Genomic DNA, 22325 nt, shown 5'->3' with positions numbered 1-22325 from the left:
ACGAGCGTTTCTGGATGAGGATCCATGTCCGACAAGAAATATTACGATGCCCAGCTGGATAAGGCCCGGCAGTTGCAAAATGGCGGTCAGTATGCGGAAGCCAATGCGCTTCTCTTATCGCTGGTTGCAGCAAAGGACGGCCACCTGATGGGGGAGCAAACAGTGCTCGGCCTGCCGCGCCGGCTGCATGCGGCACGGCTGCGCCTCGCCAAGGCCGAAGGCGATATGGTCGCCAAGATCGGTTATCAATATACGCTTGTTCCACCCCCGCAGGTGCTGGAGAAATATGCGCGGTTTTCCACGGAAGAACGTCGCACGATCAGCGTCAAAAGCCGTGAAGATGTGCCGAGGCTCATTCACCAGATATGGATCGGGGAAAAAGCCCCGCCGGTATCGGTTAAGGCATGGGCCGCCCACGCTTCGAACCATGGTTACGACTATCGGCTCTGGCGGGAGGCCGATCTTGAGCGGGAAGGCGTGTTTTCGAACGGCGTCTTCAAAACCATGCTGGAAAAGGGCGATTATCCGGGCGCAGTGGATGTGGCCCGTTATATGCTGCTGGAGCGGTTTGGCGGCATCTATCTCGATTGCGACTGGTATCCGGCGCGGGACGACGTGAGTTTCGATACATTCCTGCCTCTGGCGGGGCTGACGGTGTTTGACGAAAAAACGCCGCGGGACACGGGGCAGGGCAGCATGCTGCTTGCCAATTCCTTCATCGCCGCGCCTGCCGGACATCCGGTTTTCAGCAGGATGCTGGCTGCCTTTCCCGGAATTATCGAAGACATGCCTCGCGCGCCCGCCTGGTGGTCGACCGGCCCCTTGATCTTCACCATCATCGCCCGGGCGGGAAGCATCAGCCTCGCGCCGGCAGGGTTCGTTGCCGCGTCCCTTCCCGACCGCGCCCCTCTTGAGACGGTGGAAGCGATCAGGCGGGAACTTTCCACTGAGGCGAGCGGGTTGCTGATCGCCTGGAAATCATGGTGAGATTTCGTCGACGAGGTCTTTCGAAGAACGCCAGCGGGCGGCGGGATGATCGGCGGTTACCTCGAAAAGCCGTCTCAGAAAGCGCCAGACATTGTCGTCATGGACGAGATGGTGGGTGAGGATGCCGGTCGTGCCGCCGTTTTCGGCGGTCGTCAGGATGCGGGCGGCGGTCTCCGAAAAGAGCACGTCGTCGTCGCGGCCACCGCGGCTGCCGTGCCAGTCGATCACATCGACATGGGTGTTCAGGCAGGGCGGCAGGGTACTTTTCTCCGGGCCGAAAACGGATAGGGCGCGATATCCGAAGCCCGCCAGTGCCTTCACGATACCGGCATCTATACGGTTCCAAGGCGGCACGAGCATCGGCACCAAACGCCCGCCATGCAGGTCGTGGAGTTTATCCAGTCCGGATTGCAATTCATCGAGAACGACAGCGGGATCGCGATGCGATCCCAGTTCCTGTTTCTTTTCCTTCTCGCTGGCATAATTCGTATGGGACCAGCCATGCACGGCGACCTGGGCAATGTCCGACACATCCAGATGCCGTGCGAGCTTATCGGTCGTCATCTCGGGGATGACCGCGAGCGTGACCGGAGCGGAAAAGTCGCCGCAAAGATCGAGCAACGTGTCGAGCGCGGGCGTCGGCTCCACCGCATCGTCGTCCCGGAGCCAGAGATCGGCGGATATGCCGCGCCGCCCGCATTCGTCCAGTGCCGCAACGAGTTTTTCCAGACTCATGATGTTCGCGCCTTTGCTTGCAGCAGGATATGGTTCAGTTCTTTTGCGGCATTTTCTAGAGACCGTTCATTCCTCACGAATTGTCGGGCCGCCCGTGCCAGTTCTTCGCGCTGTCTGTCGTCGCCGAGCAGGGTTTTAATCGCGTCGGCATAGGCGGCTCTATCATTTTCTGGTGTCAGTAATCCTGTGGCGCCGGATTTTACCACCTCGGGGACGCCGGCCACTTTTTCGGCCACAACGGGCAGGCCGGCAGCCTGCGCCTCGAGATAGGCGAGACCATAGGCCTCGCCATGGCCCGGCCAGACATAGAGAGAGGCTTTTGAAAGAAGCATTGCGATCTCGGCCGCGGTTTTTTCCCCGTGCCAGACGAGACGGTGGTTGGGAAACGGGCTGAACATGGCCTGTACCGCCGTGCGTTCCGGTCCGTCGCCGACGATATCCAGCGTCCAGTCGAGATCCTGCGGCAACAGGGCGAGCGCTTCGGAAAGGGCGCGGTAGCTGTCGAGCTTGTCACCCGCCCGCATCATGGCGACGGTGATGAGCCTTGCGGGTGTCGGCTGGGGCGTGTTCTTGAGAAAGGCCCCGGCATCGATGAAAGGCGGCAGCATGGCCCAGCGAAGGGTGGGCGAGGCCCGCACAAGCCCTTCGCGATCCCGCGCGGTGAAGCAGATATTGATGGCGGCGGCGTTCAATGCGGTCAGCAACCCATCCTGAACCGCCTGCCATCCCATCCCATTCCGTTTCGGCGAATAGGACGCTTCGGCGCTGACATAGGGGATGTCGAAACGTTTGCTCAGTTCCGGTCCGAGCAAGTCCGGGGCCTTGTAATAGGGATGGTAGCAAAACCAGAGATCCGGCACGCCCTCCCGTCGCCAGTGCCGTGCGACGATCTCGATTTCGCGCTCGGCCTCATCGGCGAGCAAGGCCCTTGCCGGGTCATCCGGCTGTTTCAGGAAGCTGCGCAGTTCCGAAGCGACGGAAACATCGTGACCGCCCATTGTGATCGCCGTCATTAGCAAACGGGCCATCAGCCGGTCGCCGGAGGGAACGGGATGGTTGGGAGATTTGAGCGGCGCATAAAAGGCGATCTTCATGGCGATGGTTGTGCGTTGGCGGTGGCTTGGGCGTCAACCGGAATTTGAAAGGGCCGAGCCTTGACAGGTCCGTCATTCTTGCCCAACTGAAAGGCATCTTTTGCACATGCGCGGAGCGTGACACGCTTTGACTTCCCCAGACACTTCCCGGAACCTGCTTTCCAGCATTGAAAACAAAAGCGCCAAAGCGGGGGTGATCGGCCTCGGCTATGTCGGTCTGCCGCTTGCCATGACGATCGCCAGGGGCGGTTTCAAGGTTGTCGGTTTCGATATCGATCCCGGTAAAATTACCGCGATCGAGGCCGGGCGCAGCTATATCGAGGCCGTTTCCGACGAGGTGCTGGCGAGTGTGAGAGAGGATGACGGCTTTGTCGCCACCTCGGATTTTTCCAGGCTGGCCGAATGCGATGTCATTGCCATCTGCGTGCCGACACCCCTGACGAAATATCGCGAGCCGGACCTTTCTTATGTCGAAAAGACCTGTCGCGATATTGCCGCCCATCTGCGCAAGGGGCAGCTTGTGGTTCTGGAATCGACCACCTATCCCGGCACGACTGACGGGGTGGTGAAGACCATTCTGGAAAGTACCGGGCTCGTCTCCGGCGTCGATTTCTTCATCGGCTTTTCACCCGAACGGGAAGATCCCGGCAATCGCGATTTCGAGACCTCGACCATTCCGAAGGTCGTCGCTGGCGATGGCGAGGCGGCCGGAAAACTGATGGCGGCATTTTACGGTTCGGTGGTCAAAAAGATCGTCCCCGTCTCGACAAATGCCACGGCCGAGGCGGTCAAAATCACCGAAAACGTCTTCCGTGCCGTCAATATCGCGCTCGTCAACGAACTCAAGGTCGTCTACGAGGCGATGGGTATCGACATCTGGGAAGTGATCGATGCGGCGAAGACCAAGCCGTTCGGTTTCATGCCGTTTTATCCCGGCCCGGGTCTTGGCGGCCATTGCATACCTATCGATCCTTTTTACCTCACCTGGAAGTCGCGCGAATATGAATTGCCGACGCGGTTCATCGAACTGGCCGGCGAGATCAATACCGGCATGCCACGTCACGTCATCGGGCGGGTCGCGGAGGCGCTCGATATTCATTCCGGCAAGGCGCTCAGCCGCTCGAAGGTGCTGGTCGTCGGCCTCGCCTATAAAAAGAATGTGCCGGATATTCGCGAAAGTCCCTCGCTGAAGCTCATCGAGCTTATTCAGGAGCGTGGCGGCGAAGCGGCCTATTTCGATCCCCACGTGGCCGAAATCCCGAAAACCCGGGAATATAGCCATCTGATGGGCATGAAATCCGTGCCGTGGGACAGGCAGGCGATAGGCGCCTTCGACGCCGTTCTCGTTGCGACCGACCATGACAATGTGGATTATGCCGCTCTAAGCGAATGGGCGCCGCTTATCATCGACACGCGCAATGTTTTCGCGCGTCGGGATATAGCCGCAAAACACATCATCAAGGCCTGATAACATGAGCAGACTCGATAGTTTCATTCGCCGGCTGACCGCGCAACGGGATATCCTCAACCATGTTGCAGCCGATCTCGATCTGCCGGATGAAGGCGCGCTTATGGAAATCGGCCTTGGCAACGGGCGCACCTTCAATCACCTGCGGGAGCTGTTCCCCAACCGCCGCATCATCGCTTTCGACAGGGCCATGGGTGCGCATGCCTCCTCCGTTCCGGCGCAGGAGGATCTGATGATCGGTGAAATATCGCAAACCGCTCCGGCTTTCATCGGCTCGGAAGCAGCATTCGTGCATGCCGATATCGGCACGGGCTATCCGGAAAAGGATGCGATCACCCTCACATGGTTGCCCGATCTTGCGGTGGGTATGCTGGCGAAAGGCGGTCTCGCGGTCAGCGGCCTGCCTCTGGATCATGCCATGCTCAAGCCGCTGCCGGTGCCGGCAAGCGTGCCGACGGACCGTTATTTTCTCTATCGCAAGATTTGAGATCGGGCGCTCCGACAGGTGTGTCGGGGCTATCTCATAAATAGCGCTCGCTCTCTTCTTTCGAGAGCAGGAAGACCTTCATTTGTGAGTTGCGGCCGCGGATGGCGATTTCTTCGCTTCTGAGATCGGCAATCTCCTGTCCCGCCTGAATAATGGCTGGTTCGGAAACAACGATGGCTGCGCCGAATTCCTTGGCCTTGGATTCGAGCCTGCTTGCCACGTTGACGGTATCGCCGATGGCCGTCAGGGTTTTGGCCGCGCCATATCCCATGACGCCGACGATGCTCGGGCCGGAATGAATGCCGACGACGACCTCCAGGCGGACGGCGAATTGTTTCTCCAGCCCCTCGTTCAGAATTGCTATATCCCGCAATATGGTCGCGGCCGCCTTCATGGCGTTGCGGCAGGCATGTTCCGCGTCCTCGCCAAGTCCGAAAAGCGCCATGGCGCCATCGCCGATGAATTTGTCGAGATGGCCTCCCGCCTGCTCTACGGCCTGGCCGACGATGGTGAAATAGCGGTTCAGAAGGAAGACGACATCATAGGGCAGCTTCGCTTCGGAAAGCGTGGTGAAGTTGCGCAGATCGCAAAAGAGGATGGCGATTTCTTCTTCCCGGCCGGGGCGGGCCGGCTGCGCATCGGCCGGCAGGTCGCTTTGCTGGGGCGGCGAAACGAGAAGCGCGATATCAATATCGCTGGTGGGGCGTAGCTGGCAGCCGAGCCGAACATCGGAATCGGCATGGATGCGCCTCAATGTGGTTTGCTCGATGTCTCCCGGTGGCGGTAGCGGGCCTTTGCTGTTCAGGACCTTGACCCGACAGGTTGAGCAGCGCCCCTTGCCGCCGCAGACGGAGTAATGCGGAATTCCCGCAAGGCGGCTGGCTTCCAGAATGCTGAGCCCGGCCGGTACATGTGCCTGCGCGCCATGTTCATAGCGGATTTCGATCGCCGTCAATCGTTGCCGAAAGCTGCGTACGCCACGCATGGCGAAAACCAGCATTACCGCGCCGACGAACAACGTCTCCGCTGTGCCGGTGATGAAACGGATCTGTGTTTCCATTTCCCGCTGCAGTGGCAGCTCGTCCTTTTGAATCGTATTGTCGGCAAGTCCGGGCGGAAGCGCGTATTTTTCATCGATTTCCGCCAGCCAGCGGCCGGCATCGCTGAAGCCCAGCAGCGCCAGGAGCGGCAACATCACGGCCACCGTCATGAACAGCCCGGCTATTCGCGGATACCAGTCCCGGTAACGCAGCCAGAAATAGAGGCCAATGCATCCGTGGACCCAGATCACGATCAAGGCGAGGCTTTGCCAGGCGCCCTGTATCGGGTTGTTGATCCACAGCCTGCGGATGACCGAATAATAGCCGACATCGATGCCATAAAGCATATGCGACACGCGGATATTGACGGCGTGGCCGATGATCAGGAACGGGATCGACAGGCCGAAGATGACCTGAAGCGCTTCGCGGAGCGGCATGCGCAGCGTTCTGCGCAGATAAAGCGAGCGCAGAACAAGACAGACATGCACCAGAACAGAACCGTAAAAAAGCAGGCTGCTGACTGGGTTGAGCCAGATCAGGCTGAACCATTTTCGCGCCCGTTCGGCGGTATCGATGGAGATGAGTGCGAGGGAGTGATTGAAAAGATGGGAAAATACGAAAGCAAATATGATGAGGCCGGATAAAATCCGGGCGCGTCTCAAATTGGTCTCCGAAAAGAAACGGATCATGCAAATCCCATCATGTGGTCATTCAGCGCAGAATCATCATGTAGTATGTGGTGGCACCCTTATTGCAGGCCGTCTCGTGGCAATATCGTGGAGCAATCGATCGGAAACGGTCAATTGTGCGTGTTCGAACGCCCGCATGGCAAGGGATGTCGAAATCGGGGTTTCGAAAAAGCGGTCGGACAGGTCGACTTTGCCGGAGCCAGATTGCGTCAGAGCTCGATGATCTGGCCGTCCATGGCCGCGAAGGCCCCACTGAACTGGGCTTTCGCCTGTTTTTCGATATTGTCCAGTTCTTCGTCGCTGCGACTTGGGGCGTGGTGGATGAAGCCGACATTTTTTGCGCCGGCGCGTTTGGCGAGGCGGATCGCCTGTTGCCAGGACGAATGGCCATAGCCGCGATAAAGGCTCATTTCCTCATCGGTGAACATGGCGTCATAGAGGAAAAGGTCGACATCCCTGATCAGGTCGAGCACGGTTTCGTCCATATCGCCCGGCTCATGTTCGGTGTCGGTGATGATGGCGAGGGACTTTCCTTCCCAGTCCAGCCGATATCCGATGGCGTTGCCGGGATGGTTGAGCATTCCTGTTCTGATCGAAAGGCCGGGATGCACATCGAGCGCGTCGCCCGGCATGAAGTCCCGCGTGTCGATTTTTGCGCAGCAGATTTCCAGCGGCACGGGGAACCAGGGCGGGCTCATGAAGTCCTTGAGCATTTCCCGGGTGGTCATGGTGCCGGCGAGGTGGCCCGACCAGATGGCGACATCGTTGGAGCTGTTATAAAAGGGCTTGAAATAGGGGAAGCCGACAATGTGGTCGTAATGGCAATGCGAGAAGAACAGGTTGACGTCGGTAATGCCTTCCGCCCGCAGGGCAAGGCCAGCGGGATGCAAGCCCGAACCCGCATCGAACAAAAGAACGTGATCGCCGCATCTTACCTCGATGCAGATGGTATTTCCGCCGTATTTTCGGAAGTTTTCACCTGAAACAGGAAGCGTTCCCCGCGCACCCCAGATCTTTACCCGAAAATTTCTATTACTTTCCCGACTTGCTGTGTCGGAATCGAACGCCATGACACACCCCAATAACAACGGAATCTTGCACGCTTTCCTCCCATGAAGCCCGTTGTCTCTATAGATTCTTATATCCGCTCGTTTCTGGCGGACGCCTTTACCCCTTATTCAGTCAGCATTTCATTTATATTGCAATAGTACGACATTTATTTTTCCAATATCGCCATTCAAGGTAGCAAGGAATTGTCGTTTATGTCCGGGCGCCTGCCCGCGCTTTGCTCAGTTCCGCCGTCGTCTGGGTAAGGCGTTCGGCCAGAACGCGCATGACCTTGATGGTGATGTCGGGGAAATCGGACATGAGCTTGAAGAACTGTTCCTTGCCGATGCGCAGGGCTTCCACATTGGTGGAGGCGCGAACGGTCGCGGTTCTGACACTATCGCAGAGGATTGCGATTTCGCCGACAATGGCATTGCCGGTCATTTCGGCCACTTTCAGCGTGCCCGAAGGGGAATCGACCAGAACATCGACTTTTCCGGTCAAGACGACATAGGCCGCATCGCCGACATCTCCCTGATGAAACAGCACGTCGCCAGCATGATAGGACACCCGGTCGGATGCGAATGCCAGTAGTTTGAGCTTTGACGGTTCCATTTCCGAAAAAAACGGCACCCTTTTCAGCATCTGAATTTCGTCTTTAAACAGCATTGACTTACCCTGTTCTTGTTCCACCTCGGTCACCTTCTTGGATTTATGTTGCGACCATGTCCTTGAATGTACCGTTTTCCTCGGCGAGAGTCTCGTAACTTCCGTCGGCGGTGATCAGGCCCTGATGAACAACGATCACCCGCTCGAACATGCGGGAGAGCGTCGCGTTCGACAGGACCCATATGATCGACGGGTTATTGTTGTTCTGTTTCAGGAGTGTGATGACCCGCTCGACAATTTCCTCCTGCTGTCGGGGATCGAGGCCGGGAAGAGGGCGGTTGAAGACGTAATAATCGGATTTGCGGATCAGCGCCCGCGCGAGATTGAGCTTCTGACGCTGGAGCGGGCCAAGCCGCTTGCCGCCCGCGCCGAGGTTGAAGTCCAGGCCCACCGCCAGCACGCGTTCATAGACACCCTGCTTGCGCATGACATCGGCGACGATGCGGGTGATGCGTCGCGAGGCGTCGGTGTAGCGATGGCTGACCTTGCCGAATAGGATGTTGTCCAGCAGGCTGGTGGCGCTCATATATTTGGTCGGATCGTAGATTTCGATCACGTTTTTCAGGCTGTCGGGCAGGTTCTCATGGAACATGTGCCGGACTTCGACGATCCGATTCATGATCTCCGGCGATAGAAGACCGAAACGCTGGCGAGGCTCGATGTAGAAGAAGCTGAGCCGCAGCATTGCGCGCTTTTCGCTTTCATTAGCTTCGTCGAAACTCCGGCTCTGAAGACGTTGCAGCATCTGCTGATAGACCGGAATGTCGTCGGGCGTCATGAAGGTGAGCTGCTGGAAGAAGGGGTGGTCTCCCGGCAGGTCGGCGAAGATTTCCACGATGTTTTCGGCAATCGTGTAACCCATCTCGAACAGGGTTTTCACGAGACCGGTTTCGCGCATCAGGGAGCGGAAATAGTCGCTTTCGATGACGGTCCTGATCGTCTGGGAAGAATCCCGCATGGTGCCGAACAGCAGGTTTTCGCCGACCGTCGCCTCGCTGTTATAGCTCTCCAGTTCAAAGGGCGCGATGAGGCCGCTCAGATTTTCCTTTTCGAGCTCCGCACGCAGCACATGCCGCAATTCAACGATGCGCGCGGCAAGATGCAGGTCGGTCAAAGGGTCGATCGAGGACCGCAGCGCAAACTCCAGAATATCCTGCGACAGTTCTACGCTGTCGAGGACGGCCAGAATGGCCCGGATGAGATTCTCCGGCCTGCCGTCGCCAGCCGGGCTCGAAGCGTAATCGATCCATTCGCTATTGATATCGATCAGCGGATTGCCCGCCATCTTGGCTTCGCGGATTTCCCACTTGCGATGTTCCAGCGCCGCTCCCTCATAGTTCCTGTCCGCAAGCGGGGCGTGTTTGAGGCCGTAAAGAAGATTGTCCTTCAGGCTGGCGTGGAAGAAATAGCTGTCCGAGGACACATAGGAAATGCGCCGCCCGGTGAGCGATTCCGGCAGTTCCAATATGTCGACGTCGTTGATGCTGATCTTGCCCGAGGTTGGCCAGAGCGTGCGGCCGATCGCATCCGCCAGCGCCTCGGCGCCCGAGCCGCCGACGATGGCGATCACCTCGCCCGGTTCGACCTTCAGCGACGCCTGTTCCAGAAGCCGGCTGCCGCTGTCGTCCTCCAGTGTCAGATTGGCGACGACGATCGGGGCGCTGATCGCCGCGACTGCGCCGGGAGACAGTTTCTGCACTTTCTCGTCGATCATGTTCGGAGCATCGAACTGCTCGAAGACCTGCTCGTATTTCACCTGCACGTCCTGACGCGCCTGATCCCAGTCGATCAGTTCCTTCAGCGGCCCGGGCAGTTCCTTATAGGCATTGATGACGGCGACCAGCTGCCCGACATCGAGGCTGCCCTTCAGTGTGAGATAACCGCCGAGCGCATAAAAGAAGAAGGGAGTGAGCTGTGCAAGGAAGTTATTGATGAACTTGACCAGAAACTTCCACTGGTAGAGATCGTAGCGGATCTTGAAGATGTCGCCGAGCCGGTGGGAGGCATCCGCGCGCTCGTAATTGGACGTATCATAGGCATGGATGGTGCCGATACCGTCCACCATTTCGCCGATGCGTCCGGCGAGCTGGCGGGCGCTCAGCTGCCGCTGGCGGCCGAGTTCGATGAGGCGGCGGCGCATTTTGGGAATGATGCCCACCTGTATGGCGGCCATGAAAGCCGCAATCAGGCCCAGCCAGAAATTCTGCACGAGAATGAAGAAGAGTGCGGAGAGTGCCTGGCCGCCGAGAAGGGCCGGCTGCACGAAGGCGTCGCCGGTAAATCCGCCGAGCGGCTCCACCTCGTCCTTCACCATGCTGGAGATTTCCGCACCTTTGACCCGCTTGAAATGGGAGGGTGGGAACCGCAGGATCTTGTCGATGAGCTCGAAGCGGATGCGCCGCAGAAGCCGCTCGCCAAGGCGGCCCTTGTAGGTATTGATGTAATATTTGAAGAGCCCGTTGATGATGACAAGCGCAAGGAACGTCAGGCTGAGCGCCATCAGCATCGACATGCGGTTGAGCTCGAGCCCGGGGAATAATGTCACGGTGCCCCAGTAGGGGATATCGACCGTGAGATGCATGAAAAGCTGCGTCGCATTCGCCCCTTCGAAACCATCCCCCTGAATTGGGCCGTTGACGATCTGCTTGGGCAGATCGAAGGCGAGGAAATAGGGGATCATCGACAGGGCCACGATCAGCAGAATGAAAAGCTGCTGCCGCCTCGTGTGCGACCAGATATAACGCGTAAGGCTTTGTTCCATATAAAACTTCTATGACCTGTCGGGCGTGGCCCGGCGTGTTGGTTTGCGCGGTGTCTAGACGATCCGGTGGCCGGGTGGCGCAACCTCCTCCTGCAAATAGGTATGGGACTCGCTATTTATCAGTATATTCAAGCGGTTTCGAGCAAAATAGCGGCCCTGCCGGGACTTGCCCGCCATCCCGGTGTTCGTTTTTGCAATGTGCGGGCGGCAATGGATATAAATGCGACTATATTTTTAGACTTCTCTAATGTTGTTGTTTTTATTGTAGATCAGGCGGTAAGACGCTTCGATACAATGATCCCGTAATGGTTGAGCCAGACACTGGCGCAATGATGGCAAGGTCGATGGCGATAGATATTTCAGAGCGTACAGGCAGCGATCCGTCTCTTGATGCATTGTCGCTTTCCGGCATTGCCTCGAATGGGGCGGTTGCGCATCCGGTCTCTTTTGATGGGCTCACCGGGATTTTCCATCCGGCGCGCAAGGATGTCAGACAGCGCCATGCCGTTCTTTTCGTCAGCCCATGGGGCATGGAGGAGCTGTGCAGCCGCAAGTTTCAACGGGTACTGGCCGAGCGGCTGGCCGCTTGCGGTGTCGCCAGCCTGCGATTCGACTATCTGGGCGCGGGTGACGCCTTCGACCCTGATGATGCAGGCCGTGCAGCGGACTGGATTTCCGACGCGCGCGTGGCGCTCAATTGTCTGAAGCGTCTTTCCGGCTGCGCCGAAGTGGTCGTTGTCGCTCAGGGTCTTGGCTGCCTGATTGCTGCACAGGCGTTTGCCGATGTGGCTGAAGTGGGTTCCATGGCGCTTCTGGCGCCTGTCGTTTCCGGCCGCGCCTATCTGCGTGAGCTGGCGATGTGGTCCTCCATGATCGACGATGGCCTCGGTCTTCGGCCCGCGCAACGGATGACGGAGGCGGGATCGATTGCCGGCATGGCCATGCCTGCCGGTGTTGCCGATGCGATCAGGAAGGCCAATCTTTCAAATCTGACCGCTGCTCCGGCGCGCACCATTCTGGCGCTCTCCCGGCCGGGCCGCGTAACCGATGCCGACTTCGCCAGGCATCTCATTGCGATTGGCGGTGCGGTGGAGGAGGCGGAGTTTTCAGGTTACGACGATCTCGTCTCCAGCCCTACGCTTTCGAAAATATCCGACGATGTGGTCAACCGGCTGGTCGATTGGGTCCTCTCCCAGACCCATGCCGAGAGTCCGGCGATCCCCCCGGAGGATTTTACAGTCAATGCCCCGCAGCGTGGGCGCGGTTTTGTCGAGCAGCCGGTGCAATTTGGAGAAGGCGGGCGGCTTTTCGGTATTTTTTGCGGGCCGGACGACCGGGAGGCGGTTTCTTCGGTTCTTCTGCTTGGCGCGGCCTATGACCGGCATGCGGGTTGGGGCAGGCTTTCCGTGCAGATGGCCCGTACATTGGCGCGCGAGGGGGTGGCATCGCTTCGCTTCGATGCGGCTAATATTGCCGACAGCCCTCCGGTCAAAAACGTGCCCGAGCAGGTTCTTTACGATGCCGCGCAGAATGACGACGTGGCTGCCGCACTCGATTTTCTCGGCAAGCGCGGCAAGGGACCTTTCATTGCGGCGGGTCGGTGCAGCGGCGCTTATCTCGCCTTCAACGGTGCAATCGCCGATGAGCGGATCGACGCCGTGGTCGCGGTCAATCCGGTCGTCTTCCATTGGCGCAAAGGCCGCTCGGTGGATGAGGCCCTGCATAAACGCCCGCGTTCCTTCGGCGAATACAGCCAGCGCTTTCGACAGGGCGCGACATTCAAACGTCTCATCAGCGGCGATGTCGATGTGGCAAGCGCGGGGCTGAATATCGTCAAGGCGACGATCAAGAGGCTTTCGACAAAAACGGCGAGGCTGTTCCGCAGGGGCAGCGAGGAAGGGCGTGCCGTTTATGGCGCGTTCGATAAATTGAAAGCGAATGATACCGCCGTTCATCTGCTCTACAGCGACAACGACGATGGTCTGGAACATTTCCAATATTACTTCGACGCCAATGGCAAAGGACTGGCTGCCTATAAGAACGTGTCGCTGACCATTATTCCCGATGCCGATCACAATCTTTCAACGCCGGAAGCCAGACAAATCTATATCGACGCGGTGAAGCGGCTGGCTCTCGAGCATTTGCGGTAAAAATGCCTGGCCGTCATGCTTTAGAAGGAAAATCGCCGGCTGGAACCCAGTGACACGACCTCTCCGGAAGGAGGAGCTTCCGTCGCCGGGGTCTCCGGCAGGAGGCTGATTTTTCTTGTTTCGCCGGGGCCGAGATGGAACCAGTTTTCCGAGGCGTAATAACCCTGCACCTCGACATGGACGGACTGCGCCAGCCGGTCCGTGCCGATTTCAAGAGACCAGTTGCCGCTCGTTTCACCGATCGTGACCTGAAGGTTTGCGGCGTGCAGCGCCTTTTTACGGCCGAGAGGGAAATGAAATGCGTCGGCGATGACGTGTCCTGTCGCAACGTCGCGAAGCCGGGCGATGGTTACGTCATGGGACGGAGGGCCGAAACGATAGGCATAGGTCGTATCGAAAAAGGCGCCGAACAAATCTGTTGCGGCAATGGTCTGGCTCTGTCGCGGCGAAAGCGTGAGCGGTCGTTTGGCGTGGACGACGGGTTGCACACCTTCGCGCAGGCAGGTCAGTTCCAGCATGGCTTCGAGGCCGCCGCCGGTCTCGTTGACGAGGTGTATATCCAGCCCGTTCGTGCCCTCATCGGAAAAAGTAACCTGGATGGGGCGGAACGCCCTTTTCAACGCGTGCCAGACGGATTTGGGCCGGCCAGTGGCATCGATGATACCCCAGCCTGCGCCGGGAACGAGATCCTGCAGGGTCCAGACCAGAGCGCCCTGACAGGAGGAGCCGCTGCGCCGCCATTCGGCGAAAGTCGCCTCCATGACCTCGGCCGTGGCGGCCCGGGACACGTCGAGATAAAGGCCACCGTCTTCGCGACGCAGAACATCCGGTTCGACGTCGTAGAGCAGCTTCAGATAATGGTCGCGAACATCCTCGAAGTCCCAGGATGCCCCGCGATCCCGCGGTGCGCGTGCCTTCAATCGCGGATCGTGCACGGCCACGCCGGGTAGATATCTGTCCAGCGTTTCCTGTTCGGGAATATTGGCGAAGGCGAGGCACTCGGCGGCGAAGCGCAGATCGGCGCGGCGCGCATCTTCCAGCGGGCGGCAATAGGCGCCCACGCCGTAATAATGGCCGACCCCGACGTTGGGAAAAAAGGGCAATGCGCCGCCGGACGGGGAATTGGCGACATAGGCTGTGTCCGGGCGTTTCTCGGCAAGGAGTTCCGGTAGAACCTCCTCGGTGAGCGCTCCCTTCCATATCTGTTCCGGTAGACCGAGCATCGCGCCCTGCTGGTACATTTCACTGCCGCCGCAGAAGACGGTGAGCGATGGAGAAAGCGCGGTGGCTTTGAGGAACTGCGAGATTTCCGTGACGATATGCTGGCGCAGGCTCTCGTCCTTTGCCGGGTAATCGAAATTGGCGAGCATGGCGTCCTGCCAAACCATGATGCCGAGTTCGTCGCAAAGTGCGAAAAATTCCGGCGTCTCATAAGCCATGGTGCCGCCGATGCGGATCATGTTCATGCCGGCTTCCGCGGCTTTTCTAAGCCATGGCTCGTAGTCCGCCCCCGTTCCCGGCAGGCGCACAATATCGGCCGTCGTCCAGACCGCACCACGGCAGAAGACCGGCTGACCGTTCACCTTGAGGCCGAAACCGTTACCGTCATCGCCATGATCGATCTCGACCCGCCGGAAGCCGGTACGCCCCAGCCTATGTTGTTCGCCGTCCAGTTCCAAAAGCGTGTCGTGCAGCGCAGGCCTGCCATGGGTGTGCGGCCACCATGGTTCGACTTCGGGTATGTGGAGCTCGCCGGAAAACTTGCCGTTCTCATCCCTGGAAAGATCGGCGCTATAACCCGCGCAGCAAAGCCGTGCCGATTTTATGGGCCGGTTGGTTTCCAGCGAGATGGCGAGCGTTCCCGTTCCTGCCTCGTCCAGCGAAGATCGGAGCGTGCAAAGCACCGCCTCCTGTCTGATCAGACTGATGGGTCGCCATGGACCGGCGGCGTGGATTTCCGGGCACCAGCCGGGCATGTAACCGAGTGCGGTGGTGCGGATCAGCCGCAACCCCTGCGTATTCATCATCTGCGGTCGCCAGCGGGCGCGGGGACCGGTTTTTTCAAGTCTCGGCGCAAGCGCCCGGAAGCAGATGCAAAGCTCGTCCGCGCCCGTGAGTTCGACAGGCACTTCCAGCCTTTCGAACATGCTCTGGCTCGCGGCGATCAGCTCGCCGTTGAAGAAGATTTCGGCAATGGTGGAGAGACCGTCGAAGCGCAGGGTGGCGCGTTCACGCGTATCGGAAATCATCGTCAGCCGATACCAGGCATCCCTGTCATTGAGAGGCGCCGGGGCAAGGCGGTCGAATTTTCCAGCCGCTTCCAGAGCCTGCGCCACGGTGCCGGGAACGGAGACGTGAAGGCTTTCGAGCGATGCGGGAATATCGGACGGCGTCTCACAGGCATCGGCGGACGTCAGCGTCAGCGTCCAGCCTTCGCTCAGCAATTCCTCGCTTTCGCCGGGAAGATAAGTCCTCACGCGGCCTCGCTGGCATCAGTGAGTTTAGTCGAAAGCGCTTCCATCATGCCATCCCACGCATCCGCTGCTGGATCGAGCACGGTGGCCAGTGCATCAAATTTGCGGCGGGTGACGGCGCGGGCGAGCTGGAACTGCACGGTCTTGGCAACCTCGGAAATCTTGAGCGCGTGGTCTCTTGCTTCAGAAAAACCGTCCGCGTCCAGCCATTCGAAGTGACTTGCCGCCAGTTCGAAATTGGCGCCGAGCTGGCGCAGCGTGTTGAAGGCATATTTGTGGAAAAAACCGAAGGGTCGGTCGGCGACCTTTTCCACCTGCGCCGGAAAAACGCCGGCAAAAGCGCGGACAGGGTTGGCGGAGGGCCGTCTGGAAAAATGAAATTTCAGGAGCCGTTCGGCCGTCTTGCGAATATGTGCGGGCGAGGGGCTGCTATCCGCGAATTTTGCAAATTCGGTATAGGGCAGGAAAGGCGGGTCGGTCTCGGCCAGATGATGCTGGAACAGGCCGTCAAAATCTTCGCCTGCAAGATGGAAGAAGCCGGCATTGTGGAAATAGTCGAGTTCACGCTTCGCGAGATCAAGCCGGTTGATGGCGATGGTGGTCTTGCCATGTTCCTTCCGGTAGCCCACCCCATGGGTATCCGGCATATAGAAGCTGTCCATCTCGATCAGGCAGATGCGACCGCGTGCGAGCTGTGCCTCTATGTGGTTTTCCACGCTGTCGAAGATCGCAAGTTCGGTGGCGCGAACGCCATAAAGCGCCTCGAGGTCTTCCAGCGGCACCTTGAAGAAGGTGAACTGGTCACCTTCGAAATCCTGCGTGAGCGTGAAACCGAACATGGCTTCCGGCGACAGACCTTTCGAGGCCAGCACCTCGATCCACAAATCGATGTAGCAATTGGTCTCCGGCCACATTCTCTCGGAGGAATGGAGCGGATGCTGCACATAGTTTCTGGGATCGAGACCGGGAAAAATCTGCCGCATGAATGATCAGCCCCAGAGCGTTTCCACGACCTTCGCAGGCCATTTCTTCACGTCGAGACCATGATGCGCAAACAGCGCCAGCGCGATGCGCTCAAGGCCGAAACCGACGCAGGCGGTATGGGCGACATCGCCATTGTCGAGATTGAGGCCCCATTTCTGGCCGAAGGCATCCTGATGGTAGTTGAAGCTCATGCAGGCCGTCGGGCTGGTCGTGGATGTGACCGGGATCAAGAGTTCGAATTTCAGGTTCTGGTCGCGCTGGTTGTTGGCCAGCATCTTGCCGGCGCGGCCGAAGAAGGGATCGTTGGCGACATCGATGGTGACGTCGAGCCCAACCGCTTTCATCATCTCCACGCCGCGATCCATCCAGGTCTGGCGGAATTCGGTGACGTCGGACTCGGTGCCCATGCAAACATATTCGCGCATGCGGAAAAGCTGCTGGCGGGCCGGGTCCTTGGAAGGTTCATGGCGGAAGCAATAGGACTGGATGTCATAAAGACCGCCGCCGGCAGGTAGTGCGCCGCGCTTGGCAATCGTCGGATAAAGCGGGTAGCAGGCCGCCGGCGTCAGCACGATGTCGGTGGCTTTCTGGTCTTTGGTCCAGTCGCCGCCCTCATCCATGGTTTTCAGCAGGCTGACATGGTCGAGTTCACAGCCGCAGAAGGAATGGACCGTGCCGGCGAGCTGCGGGAAGCTCTTCATATAACCGCTCTTTTCGAAATAGGCGCGGTTGATGCCGGGCGGAAAGCGGATTGCTTCGGCGCCGTCAGCGCCGCCAGTGCGGTCGATCAGCCGCTCGAAGGCGGCAATGACATCCTCGAACTGGCCGCTGCGTCCATAAAGACCGTCCACACCGGTTTCAATCAGCAGGCCTTCTTCGAACAGTCGATCGAGAAACGATGTTTGCATGTCCATGGTCTTATCCCAAGAGGCTGGTGTCCTGCTTGTGAACCAGCAGGAGATTGGCGGAATTGCCGAGAATGCGGTCGTTGGAAATCATCAGGCGGGCGGAATGCGCGTCGCGCAGGTGCCGGCCGAGGCTGTAGGGCGTGCCGTTCTTGTAGCCCATGATGCCGCAGACCAGCATGGCGTGGTCGATGATCTCGAGAATGGTTTCGGAAGAGCAAATCTTCACATTGTTCATGGCGACGGCAAAAGCCATGGACATCAGTTTTTCGGGGTCGCTCTTGGTGTCCTCGTAAGCCTTGATGCCGGCGATGATGTTGGATTTCACGACCTGCAGCTTGGTGGAGACCTCGGCAAGACGGATCGCGCCGGGAGGGGCGGTGCCGGGCGACTTGCGCGCCGCGGCTCTGACGAAAGACTGGGCGCGCAGCACGGCATCCGAGGCGATGCCGTACCAGACGGCGCTCCACAGGAGATGCGAGCTTGCAAGCATGGATTGTGCGGCGATTTCCGCAAAGGGTTTCGGGAATATCTGCGCCGCCGGCGCTTCGCCACGAAACAGGAAGCCGTCCGAGCAGGTGCCGCGCATGCCGAGCGTATCCCACACATGGGTCTTTTCGAGCGTGTACTGGTTTTTCAGGAAGACCGTCATCACCTGATCGGCGGGCGCGGCATCCTTGTGGGCGCGCGAGGTGATGAGGATCGCATCGGCATTGCTGCCATAGGAAATGACGGTGGCGTCCTTTTCCAGCCGGCAGAAATCGCCTTCGACCTCGATTGCACAGATGGAGTTGCGCAGATTGCCGCCAATGCCGCCTTCGGTGGTGGCGGAGCCAAGGAGAAGCTGTTCGCTGGCGATGCGGCTCATGAAGCCGGCATGCCATGCGCTCGTCTCGCCGTGTTCCACCAGGCTGGATGCCTTGATATGGTGCATGGCGAAAATCATCGCGGTTGCCGAACAGGCCTGACCGAGACGGGCGCAGATATCGGCGATTTCCTGTAAGGAAGCGCTTTCGCCGCCCAGCGAAGAGGGGACCTGGATGCCGAGCAGGCGTTCCTGTCGCAAGGCGTCGACGGCTTCCTGTGGGAATCGGCCGGTGACATCCACCTCATCCGCGTGTTTGGCGGCAATTGCCGCGACACGGCCCGCGCGCGCGGACAGCGTTTCATCCTGCGGCGCTACGGTGACGTTCATCAGGCTGCCTCTTTACCATCCAGAATGAGCTTAACGGTGTCTTCAATGGCTCTGATGCTCGCAAAGGACTTGCGGTTCAGCAGATTGTCGGGGAATTCGATATCGAATGCTTCTTCGATGCCGAGCATCAATTGCACCGATGCAAAGGAAGAAAGGCCTGCCGCATAAAGATCGGCTTCATCTGCAATCGTATCGACAGGGGTTGGAAGCTGGCCGAATTTGGCCAGTATTTCACGAATAGTCGCGTTCATTCCGACGTATCTCCCATGAATTTCACATCAGGATGGTTTGTGCTTATCGTTACGTTGCAAACGATAATATTCGCCTAAACCGTTAGGTTAATTACAACTAACGGCAGCATGCGCCATTCCCGCACCTTTGCCAAGCATGGATCGTCGGCCTTGACAAATGTCGGTCGGTGTTTTTTGCTGTGGCCATTCACCAGGGGTGTCCCGTCAAGGGGCTGAGATTCTGCTTTCATGCGCAGTGACCCGTTGAACCTGATCCAGTTCATACTGGCGTAGGGACGGTGCAAAGACCGAAGGTCGGGCGGGCGTATGACGTCGCGTTTCGGCAATTCGGTATTTTCCATCATTCCGGCTCGAACTGGGTCTCCACTGTCAAACTTTGGAGCCTCAAGATGAATATCGCTGCCAAGAATATCCCGCTTGTCGTCACCACCGGGCCGCATGCCGCCTCTACCAAAATTCACAAAGCCGGCATTTTACATCCCCATATCCGCGTGCCGATGCGCGAGATCGCCGTTCATCCGACGGCGGGCGAACCGCCGGTGACGGTTTACGATTCCTCCGGTCCCTATACCGATCCTTCGCATCCCGTTCTGATTGAAAAGGGTCTGCCGCGTCTGCGTCATGACTGGATCGTGGCGCGCGGCGATGTCGAGGCTTATGACGGCCGGCACGTCAAGCCCGAGGACAATGGCTTTGCCACCGGCGAACGCCTGACGCCAGAATTTTCCGTGCGCCACCAGCCGCTCAGAGCCACGGCCGGTAAAGCCGTGACCCAGCTTGCCTATGCGCGGGCAGGTATCATCACACCAGAAATGGAATTCATCGCCATCCGCGAAAATCTCGGGCGCGAGGCGGCCAGGGAAAAGTTGGCGCGCGACGGCGAGAGTTTCGGTGCGCATATCCCGGACTACGTCACGGCGGAATTCGTGCGTCAGGAAGTGGCGGCCGGCCGCGCCATCATCCCCGCCAATATCAATCATTCGGAACTTGAGCCGATGATCATCGGCCGCAATTTTCTCGTCAAGATCAATGCCAATATCGGCAATTCCGCCGTCACCTCCTCCATGGCGGAAGAGGTGGAGAAGATGGTCTGGGCGATCCGCTGGGGTGCGGATACCGTCATGGACCTGTCTACCGGCCGCAACATCCACAATATCCGCGAGTGGATCATCCGCAATTCGCCGGTGCCGATCGGCACGGTGCCGCTTTATCAGGCGCTTGAGAAGGTCAACGGCATTGCCGAAGACCTGAACTGGGAAGTGTTCCGCGATACGCTGATCGAACAGGCGGAGCAGGGTGTGGATTACTTCACCATCCATGCCGGCGTGCGGCTGCATTACATCCCGCTCACCGTCAACCGCGTCACCGGCATCGTCTCGCGCGGCGGGTCGATCATGGCCAAGTGGTGTCTGCATCACCACAAGGAAAGCTTCCTCTATGAGCATTTCGAGGAGATTTGCGACATCTGCCGCGCTTACGACGTCTCCTTCTCGCTGGGCGATGGCCTGCGTCCCGGCTCGATTGCCGACGCGAATGATGCCGCGCAGTTCGCCGAGCTGGAAACGCTGGGCGAGTTGACGCAGATCGCCTGGGCTAAGGATTGCCAGGTGATGATCGAAGGCCCCGGCCATGTGCCGATGCACAAGATCAAGGAAAACATGGACAAGCAGCTGAAGACGTGCGGTGAAGCGCCCTTCTATACGCTTGGACCGCTCACCACCGATATTGCGCCCGGTTACGACCACATCACGTCAGGCATTGGGGCGGCGATGATCGGCTGGTTTGGCACCGCCATGCTTTGCTACGTCACGCCGAAGGAACATCTCGGACTGCCGGATCGTAACGACGTGAAGGTCGGTGTCATCACCTACAAGATCGCCGCGCACGCCGCCGATCTCGCCAAGGGCCATCCGGCAGCGCAGGTGCGGGACGATGCGCTGTCGCGCGCGCGGTTCGAGTTCCGCTGGGAGGATCAGTTCAACCTGTCGCTGGACCCGGATACGGCGCGCTCCTTCCATGACGAGACCTTGCCGAAGGAAGCGCACAAGGTCGCGCATTTCTGCTCCATGTGCGGGCCGAAATTCTGCTCGATGCGGATTTCTCACGATATCCGCGCCGAGGCGCAGAAGGAGGGGCTGGAGGCCATGGCCGCACGTTTCAAGGAAGGCGGCGAGCTTTACATGCCGCTCGCGACGCCTGCGGATGCCGAATAACATGCGCGTGCTTGTCAAGGGAACGGGGGTCGCCGGTTTGACGGCGGCCTTCGAACTGGTGCGGACCGGCGTTACCGTCGATATTTGCGAGCGCAATGCCGAACCCTCTCGCGGCGCATCCTGGTATGCGGGTGGCATGCTGGCGCCCTGGTGTGAGCGTGAAAGCGGTGAAGAGCCGGTTCTGACGCTCGGGCAGGCGGCGCTCGACTGGTGGGATGAAGCGACACCCGGCCTTGTCGTGCGGCACGGTACGCTGGTCGTTGCGCCGGCCCGCGATAAGGCGGAGCTTTCGCGTTTCGCATCGCGAACCGACGGTTATCGCTGGGTGGATGAGGGCGAAATCGCCGCGCTGGAGCCAGATCTTGCCGGGCGGTTTCGCTCAGGGCTTTATTTTCCGGGTGAGGGGCATCTCGATCCGCGTCTTGCACTGAAATCGCTGCATGAACGGCTTTGCACCATGGGTGTGCAGTTCCATATGGGTATCCCGCTGGATGAAGAGCCGTTCGACCGGGTGGTGGATTGCACTGGTGCTGCGGCAATCGGCGGGATTTCCGATCTTCGCGGTGTGCGGGGAGAGATGCTCTATCTCGCCACGCGGGAGGTTTCCCTGTCTCGTCCCGTCCGGCTGCTGCATCCGCGCATTCCGCTCTACATCGTGCCGCGCGAGCCCTGCCGTTTCATGGTGGGCGCGACGATGATCGAGACGGAAGATGCGGGCGCCATTTCCGCCCGCTCGATGATGGAGTTCCTGAATGCCGCCTATGCCGTGCATCCGGCTTTCGCGGAAGCGGAAATCATCGAGACAGGCACCGGCGTGCGCCCCGCCTATCCCGACAATCTGCCGAAGGTCACGCAGGATGGCCGGACAATTTTCATCAACGGCGCGCACCGGCATGGCTTTCTGCTGTCGCCGGCGATGGCGCGGCAGACGGCTGAAATCGTCTGCCAAATTCTCTCTCAAAAGGAACGGGATCATGAAATTTCTGGTGAATGGCGACGAGCTTGATCTGGCCGCCGAGACGCTGGCCGGCCTGCTCGCCAGCCTCGAATACGAGGGTGAGTGGCTGGCGACGGCGGTAAATGGCGATCTGGTGCATTCGGAAGAGCGCGCAGATTATAAGCTGAAGGCTTTCGATCGTATCGAAATCCTCTCGCCGATGCAGGGAGGCTGAAACC

At 59.1% G+C, this 22325-nt stretch carries 19 protein-coding genes and 1 riboswitch; of the genes, 8 read left to right on the top strand and 11 right to left on the bottom strand.

The annotated features are described in order from the left end of the window. Positions 1 to 24 precede the first annotated feature (24 nt). Positions 25 to 987, top strand: coding sequence for a glycosyltransferase family 32 protein (locus ACQZ60_RS21180; RefSeq protein ID WP_448736083.1), 963 nt, complete (start codon positions 25 to 27; stop codon positions 985 to 987). On the opposite strand, the gene ACQZ60_RS21175 is transcribed toward ACQZ60_RS21180, so the two are convergent. Together ACQZ60_RS21175 and ACQZ60_RS21170 are read right to left on the bottom strand one after the other, a co-directional pair. After that, positions 979 to 1722 carry a polysaccharide deacetylase family protein gene (locus tag ACQZ60_RS21175; RefSeq protein WP_448736082.1) on the bottom strand — a complete coding sequence of 248 codons (744 nt, stop codon included), beginning with the start codon at positions 1720 to 1722 and terminating at the stop codon, positions 979 to 981. The genes ACQZ60_RS21180 and ACQZ60_RS21175 overlap by 9 nt on opposite strands. Beyond that, positions 1719 to 2816 carry a glycosyltransferase family 4 protein gene (locus tag ACQZ60_RS21170; RefSeq protein WP_448736081.1) on the bottom strand — a complete coding sequence of 366 codons (1098 nt, stop codon included), beginning with the start codon at positions 2814 to 2816 and terminating at the stop codon, positions 1719 to 1721. The genes ACQZ60_RS21175 and ACQZ60_RS21170 overlap by 4 nt, the downstream gene beginning before the upstream one ends. 127 nt (positions 2817 to 2943) lie before the next feature. Between ACQZ60_RS21170 and ACQZ60_RS21165 the strand changes: the two genes are divergently transcribed. Together ACQZ60_RS21165 and ACQZ60_RS21160 are read left to right on the top strand one after the other, a co-directional pair. Beyond that, entirely contained in the window at positions 2944 to 4284 is a 1341-nt protein-coding gene (locus ACQZ60_RS21165) for a nucleotide sugar dehydrogenase (protein ID WP_448736080.1), read from the top strand. 4 nt (positions 4285 to 4288) lie between these two features. Beyond that, positions 4289 to 4771: a class I SAM-dependent methyltransferase gene (locus ACQZ60_RS21160; protein WP_448736079.1), complete on the top strand. Its 483-nt coding sequence runs from the start codon at positions 4289 to 4291 to the stop codon at positions 4769 to 4771. 34 nt (positions 4772 to 4805) lie between these two features. On the opposite strand, the gene ACQZ60_RS21155 is transcribed toward ACQZ60_RS21160, so the two are convergent. The 4 genes from ACQZ60_RS21155 to ACQZ60_RS21140 all read right to left on the bottom strand — a co-directional run bounded on the left by ACQZ60_RS21155 (position 4806) and on the right by ACQZ60_RS21140 (position 10977). Continuing rightward, positions 4806 to 6500 (bottom strand): adenylate/guanylate cyclase domain-containing protein, encoded by a 1695-nt coding sequence (locus ACQZ60_RS21155; protein WP_080815745.1) that lies wholly within the window; start codon positions 6498 to 6500, stop codon positions 4806 to 4808. Positions 6501 to 6709: 209 nt separating this feature from the next. Further along, on the bottom strand, positions 6710 to 7570 hold the full coding sequence (locus ACQZ60_RS21150) for an MBL fold metallo-hydrolase (RefSeq protein WP_051671927.1): 861 nt from the start codon (positions 7568 to 7570) through the stop codon (positions 6710 to 6712). Between the two features lie 190 nt (positions 7571 to 7760). Then, the gene (locus ACQZ60_RS21145; RefSeq protein WP_003521299.1) at positions 7761 to 8216 is read right to left on the bottom strand and encodes a cyclic nucleotide-binding domain-containing protein; all 456 of its coding nucleotides are present in this window, start codon (positions 8214 to 8216) and stop codon (positions 7761 to 7763) included. Positions 8217 to 8259: 43 nt separating this feature from the next. Further along, positions 8260 to 10977: an ABC transporter transmembrane domain-containing protein gene (locus ACQZ60_RS21140; RefSeq protein WP_448736078.1), complete on the bottom strand. Its 2718-nt coding sequence runs from the start codon at positions 10975 to 10977 to the stop codon at positions 8260 to 8262. Between the two features lie 102 nt (positions 10978 to 11079). Between ACQZ60_RS21140 and ACQZ60_RS21135 the strand changes: the two genes are divergently transcribed. Beyond that, positions 11080 to 11283, top strand: a complete 204-nt coding sequence (locus tag ACQZ60_RS21135) for a hypothetical protein (protein ID WP_035264427.1) — start codon at positions 11080 to 11082, stop codon at positions 11281 to 11283. Positions 11284 to 11321: 38 nt separating this feature from the next. Beyond that, complete coding sequence (locus ACQZ60_RS21130; RefSeq protein WP_448736077.1) at positions 11322 to 13127, top strand: alpha/beta fold hydrolase; 1806 nt, start codon at positions 11322 to 11324, stop codon at positions 13125 to 13127. A gap of 20 nt (positions 13128 to 13147) precedes the next feature. Here the strand turns inward: ACQZ60_RS21130 and ACQZ60_RS21125 are convergent, their stop codons facing one another. The 5 genes from ACQZ60_RS21125 to ACQZ60_RS21105 are packed head-to-tail and all read right to left on the bottom strand — an operon-like array spanning position 13148 to position 18936. Continuing rightward, entirely contained in the window at positions 13148 to 15604 is a 2457-nt protein-coding gene (locus ACQZ60_RS21125) for a beta-mannosidase (RefSeq protein ID WP_448736076.1), read from the bottom strand. After that, positions 15601 to 16584, bottom strand: a complete 984-nt coding sequence (locus ACQZ60_RS21120) for a DUF1839 family protein (RefSeq protein WP_448736075.1) — start codon at positions 16582 to 16584, stop codon at positions 15601 to 15603. The genes ACQZ60_RS21125 and ACQZ60_RS21120 overlap by 4 nt, the downstream gene beginning before the upstream one ends. A gap of 6 nt (positions 16585 to 16590) precedes the next feature. Continuing rightward, positions 16591 to 17499, bottom strand: coding sequence for an amino acid--[acyl-carrier-protein] ligase (locus ACQZ60_RS21115; protein WP_003504856.1), 909 nt, complete (start codon positions 17497 to 17499; stop codon positions 16591 to 16593). A gap of 4 nt (positions 17500 to 17503) precedes the next feature. Beyond that, positions 17504 to 18685 (bottom strand): acyl-CoA dehydrogenase family protein, encoded by a 1182-nt coding sequence (locus ACQZ60_RS21110; RefSeq protein WP_059759982.1) that lies wholly within the window; start codon positions 18683 to 18685, stop codon positions 17504 to 17506. Next, complete coding sequence (locus tag ACQZ60_RS21105; protein WP_003521307.1) at positions 18685 to 18936, bottom strand: acyl carrier protein; 252 nt, start codon at positions 18934 to 18936, stop codon at positions 18685 to 18687. Before ACQZ60_RS21105 ends, ACQZ60_RS21110 begins: the two co-directional genes overlap by 1 nt. 182 nt (positions 18937 to 19118) lie before the next feature. Beyond that, positions 19119 to 19230: riboswitch (TPP riboswitch) on the top strand. Between the two features lie 95 nt (positions 19231 to 19325). Between ACQZ60_RS21105 and thiC the strand changes: the two genes are divergently transcribed. Genes thiC through thiS form a run of 3 tightly spaced genes read left to right on the top strand, consistent with a single transcriptional unit; the run spans position 19326 to position 22321 of the window. After that, positions 19326 to 21149: a phosphomethylpyrimidine synthase ThiC gene (thiC, locus tag ACQZ60_RS21100; RefSeq protein ID WP_448736074.1), complete on the top strand. Its 1824-nt coding sequence runs from the start codon at positions 19326 to 19328 to the stop codon at positions 21147 to 21149. Position 21150: 1 nt separating this feature from the next. Beyond that, positions 21151 to 22155: a glycine oxidase ThiO gene (gene thiO / locus ACQZ60_RS21095; RefSeq protein WP_448736073.1), complete on the top strand. Its 1005-nt coding sequence runs from the start codon at positions 21151 to 21153 to the stop codon at positions 22153 to 22155. Further along, a complete protein-coding gene (gene thiS / locus ACQZ60_RS21090; protein ID WP_080853065.1) occupies positions 22124 to 22321 on the top strand; it encodes a sulfur carrier protein ThiS in 198 nt (65 codons plus the stop codon). Before thiO ends, thiS begins: the two co-directional genes overlap by 32 nt. Positions 22322 to 22325 lie beyond the last annotated feature (4 nt).

This window comes from Agrobacterium sp. 22-223-1 (assembly GCF_053522385.1).
This window is presented reverse-complemented; position numbering and strand designations above follow the sequence as displayed.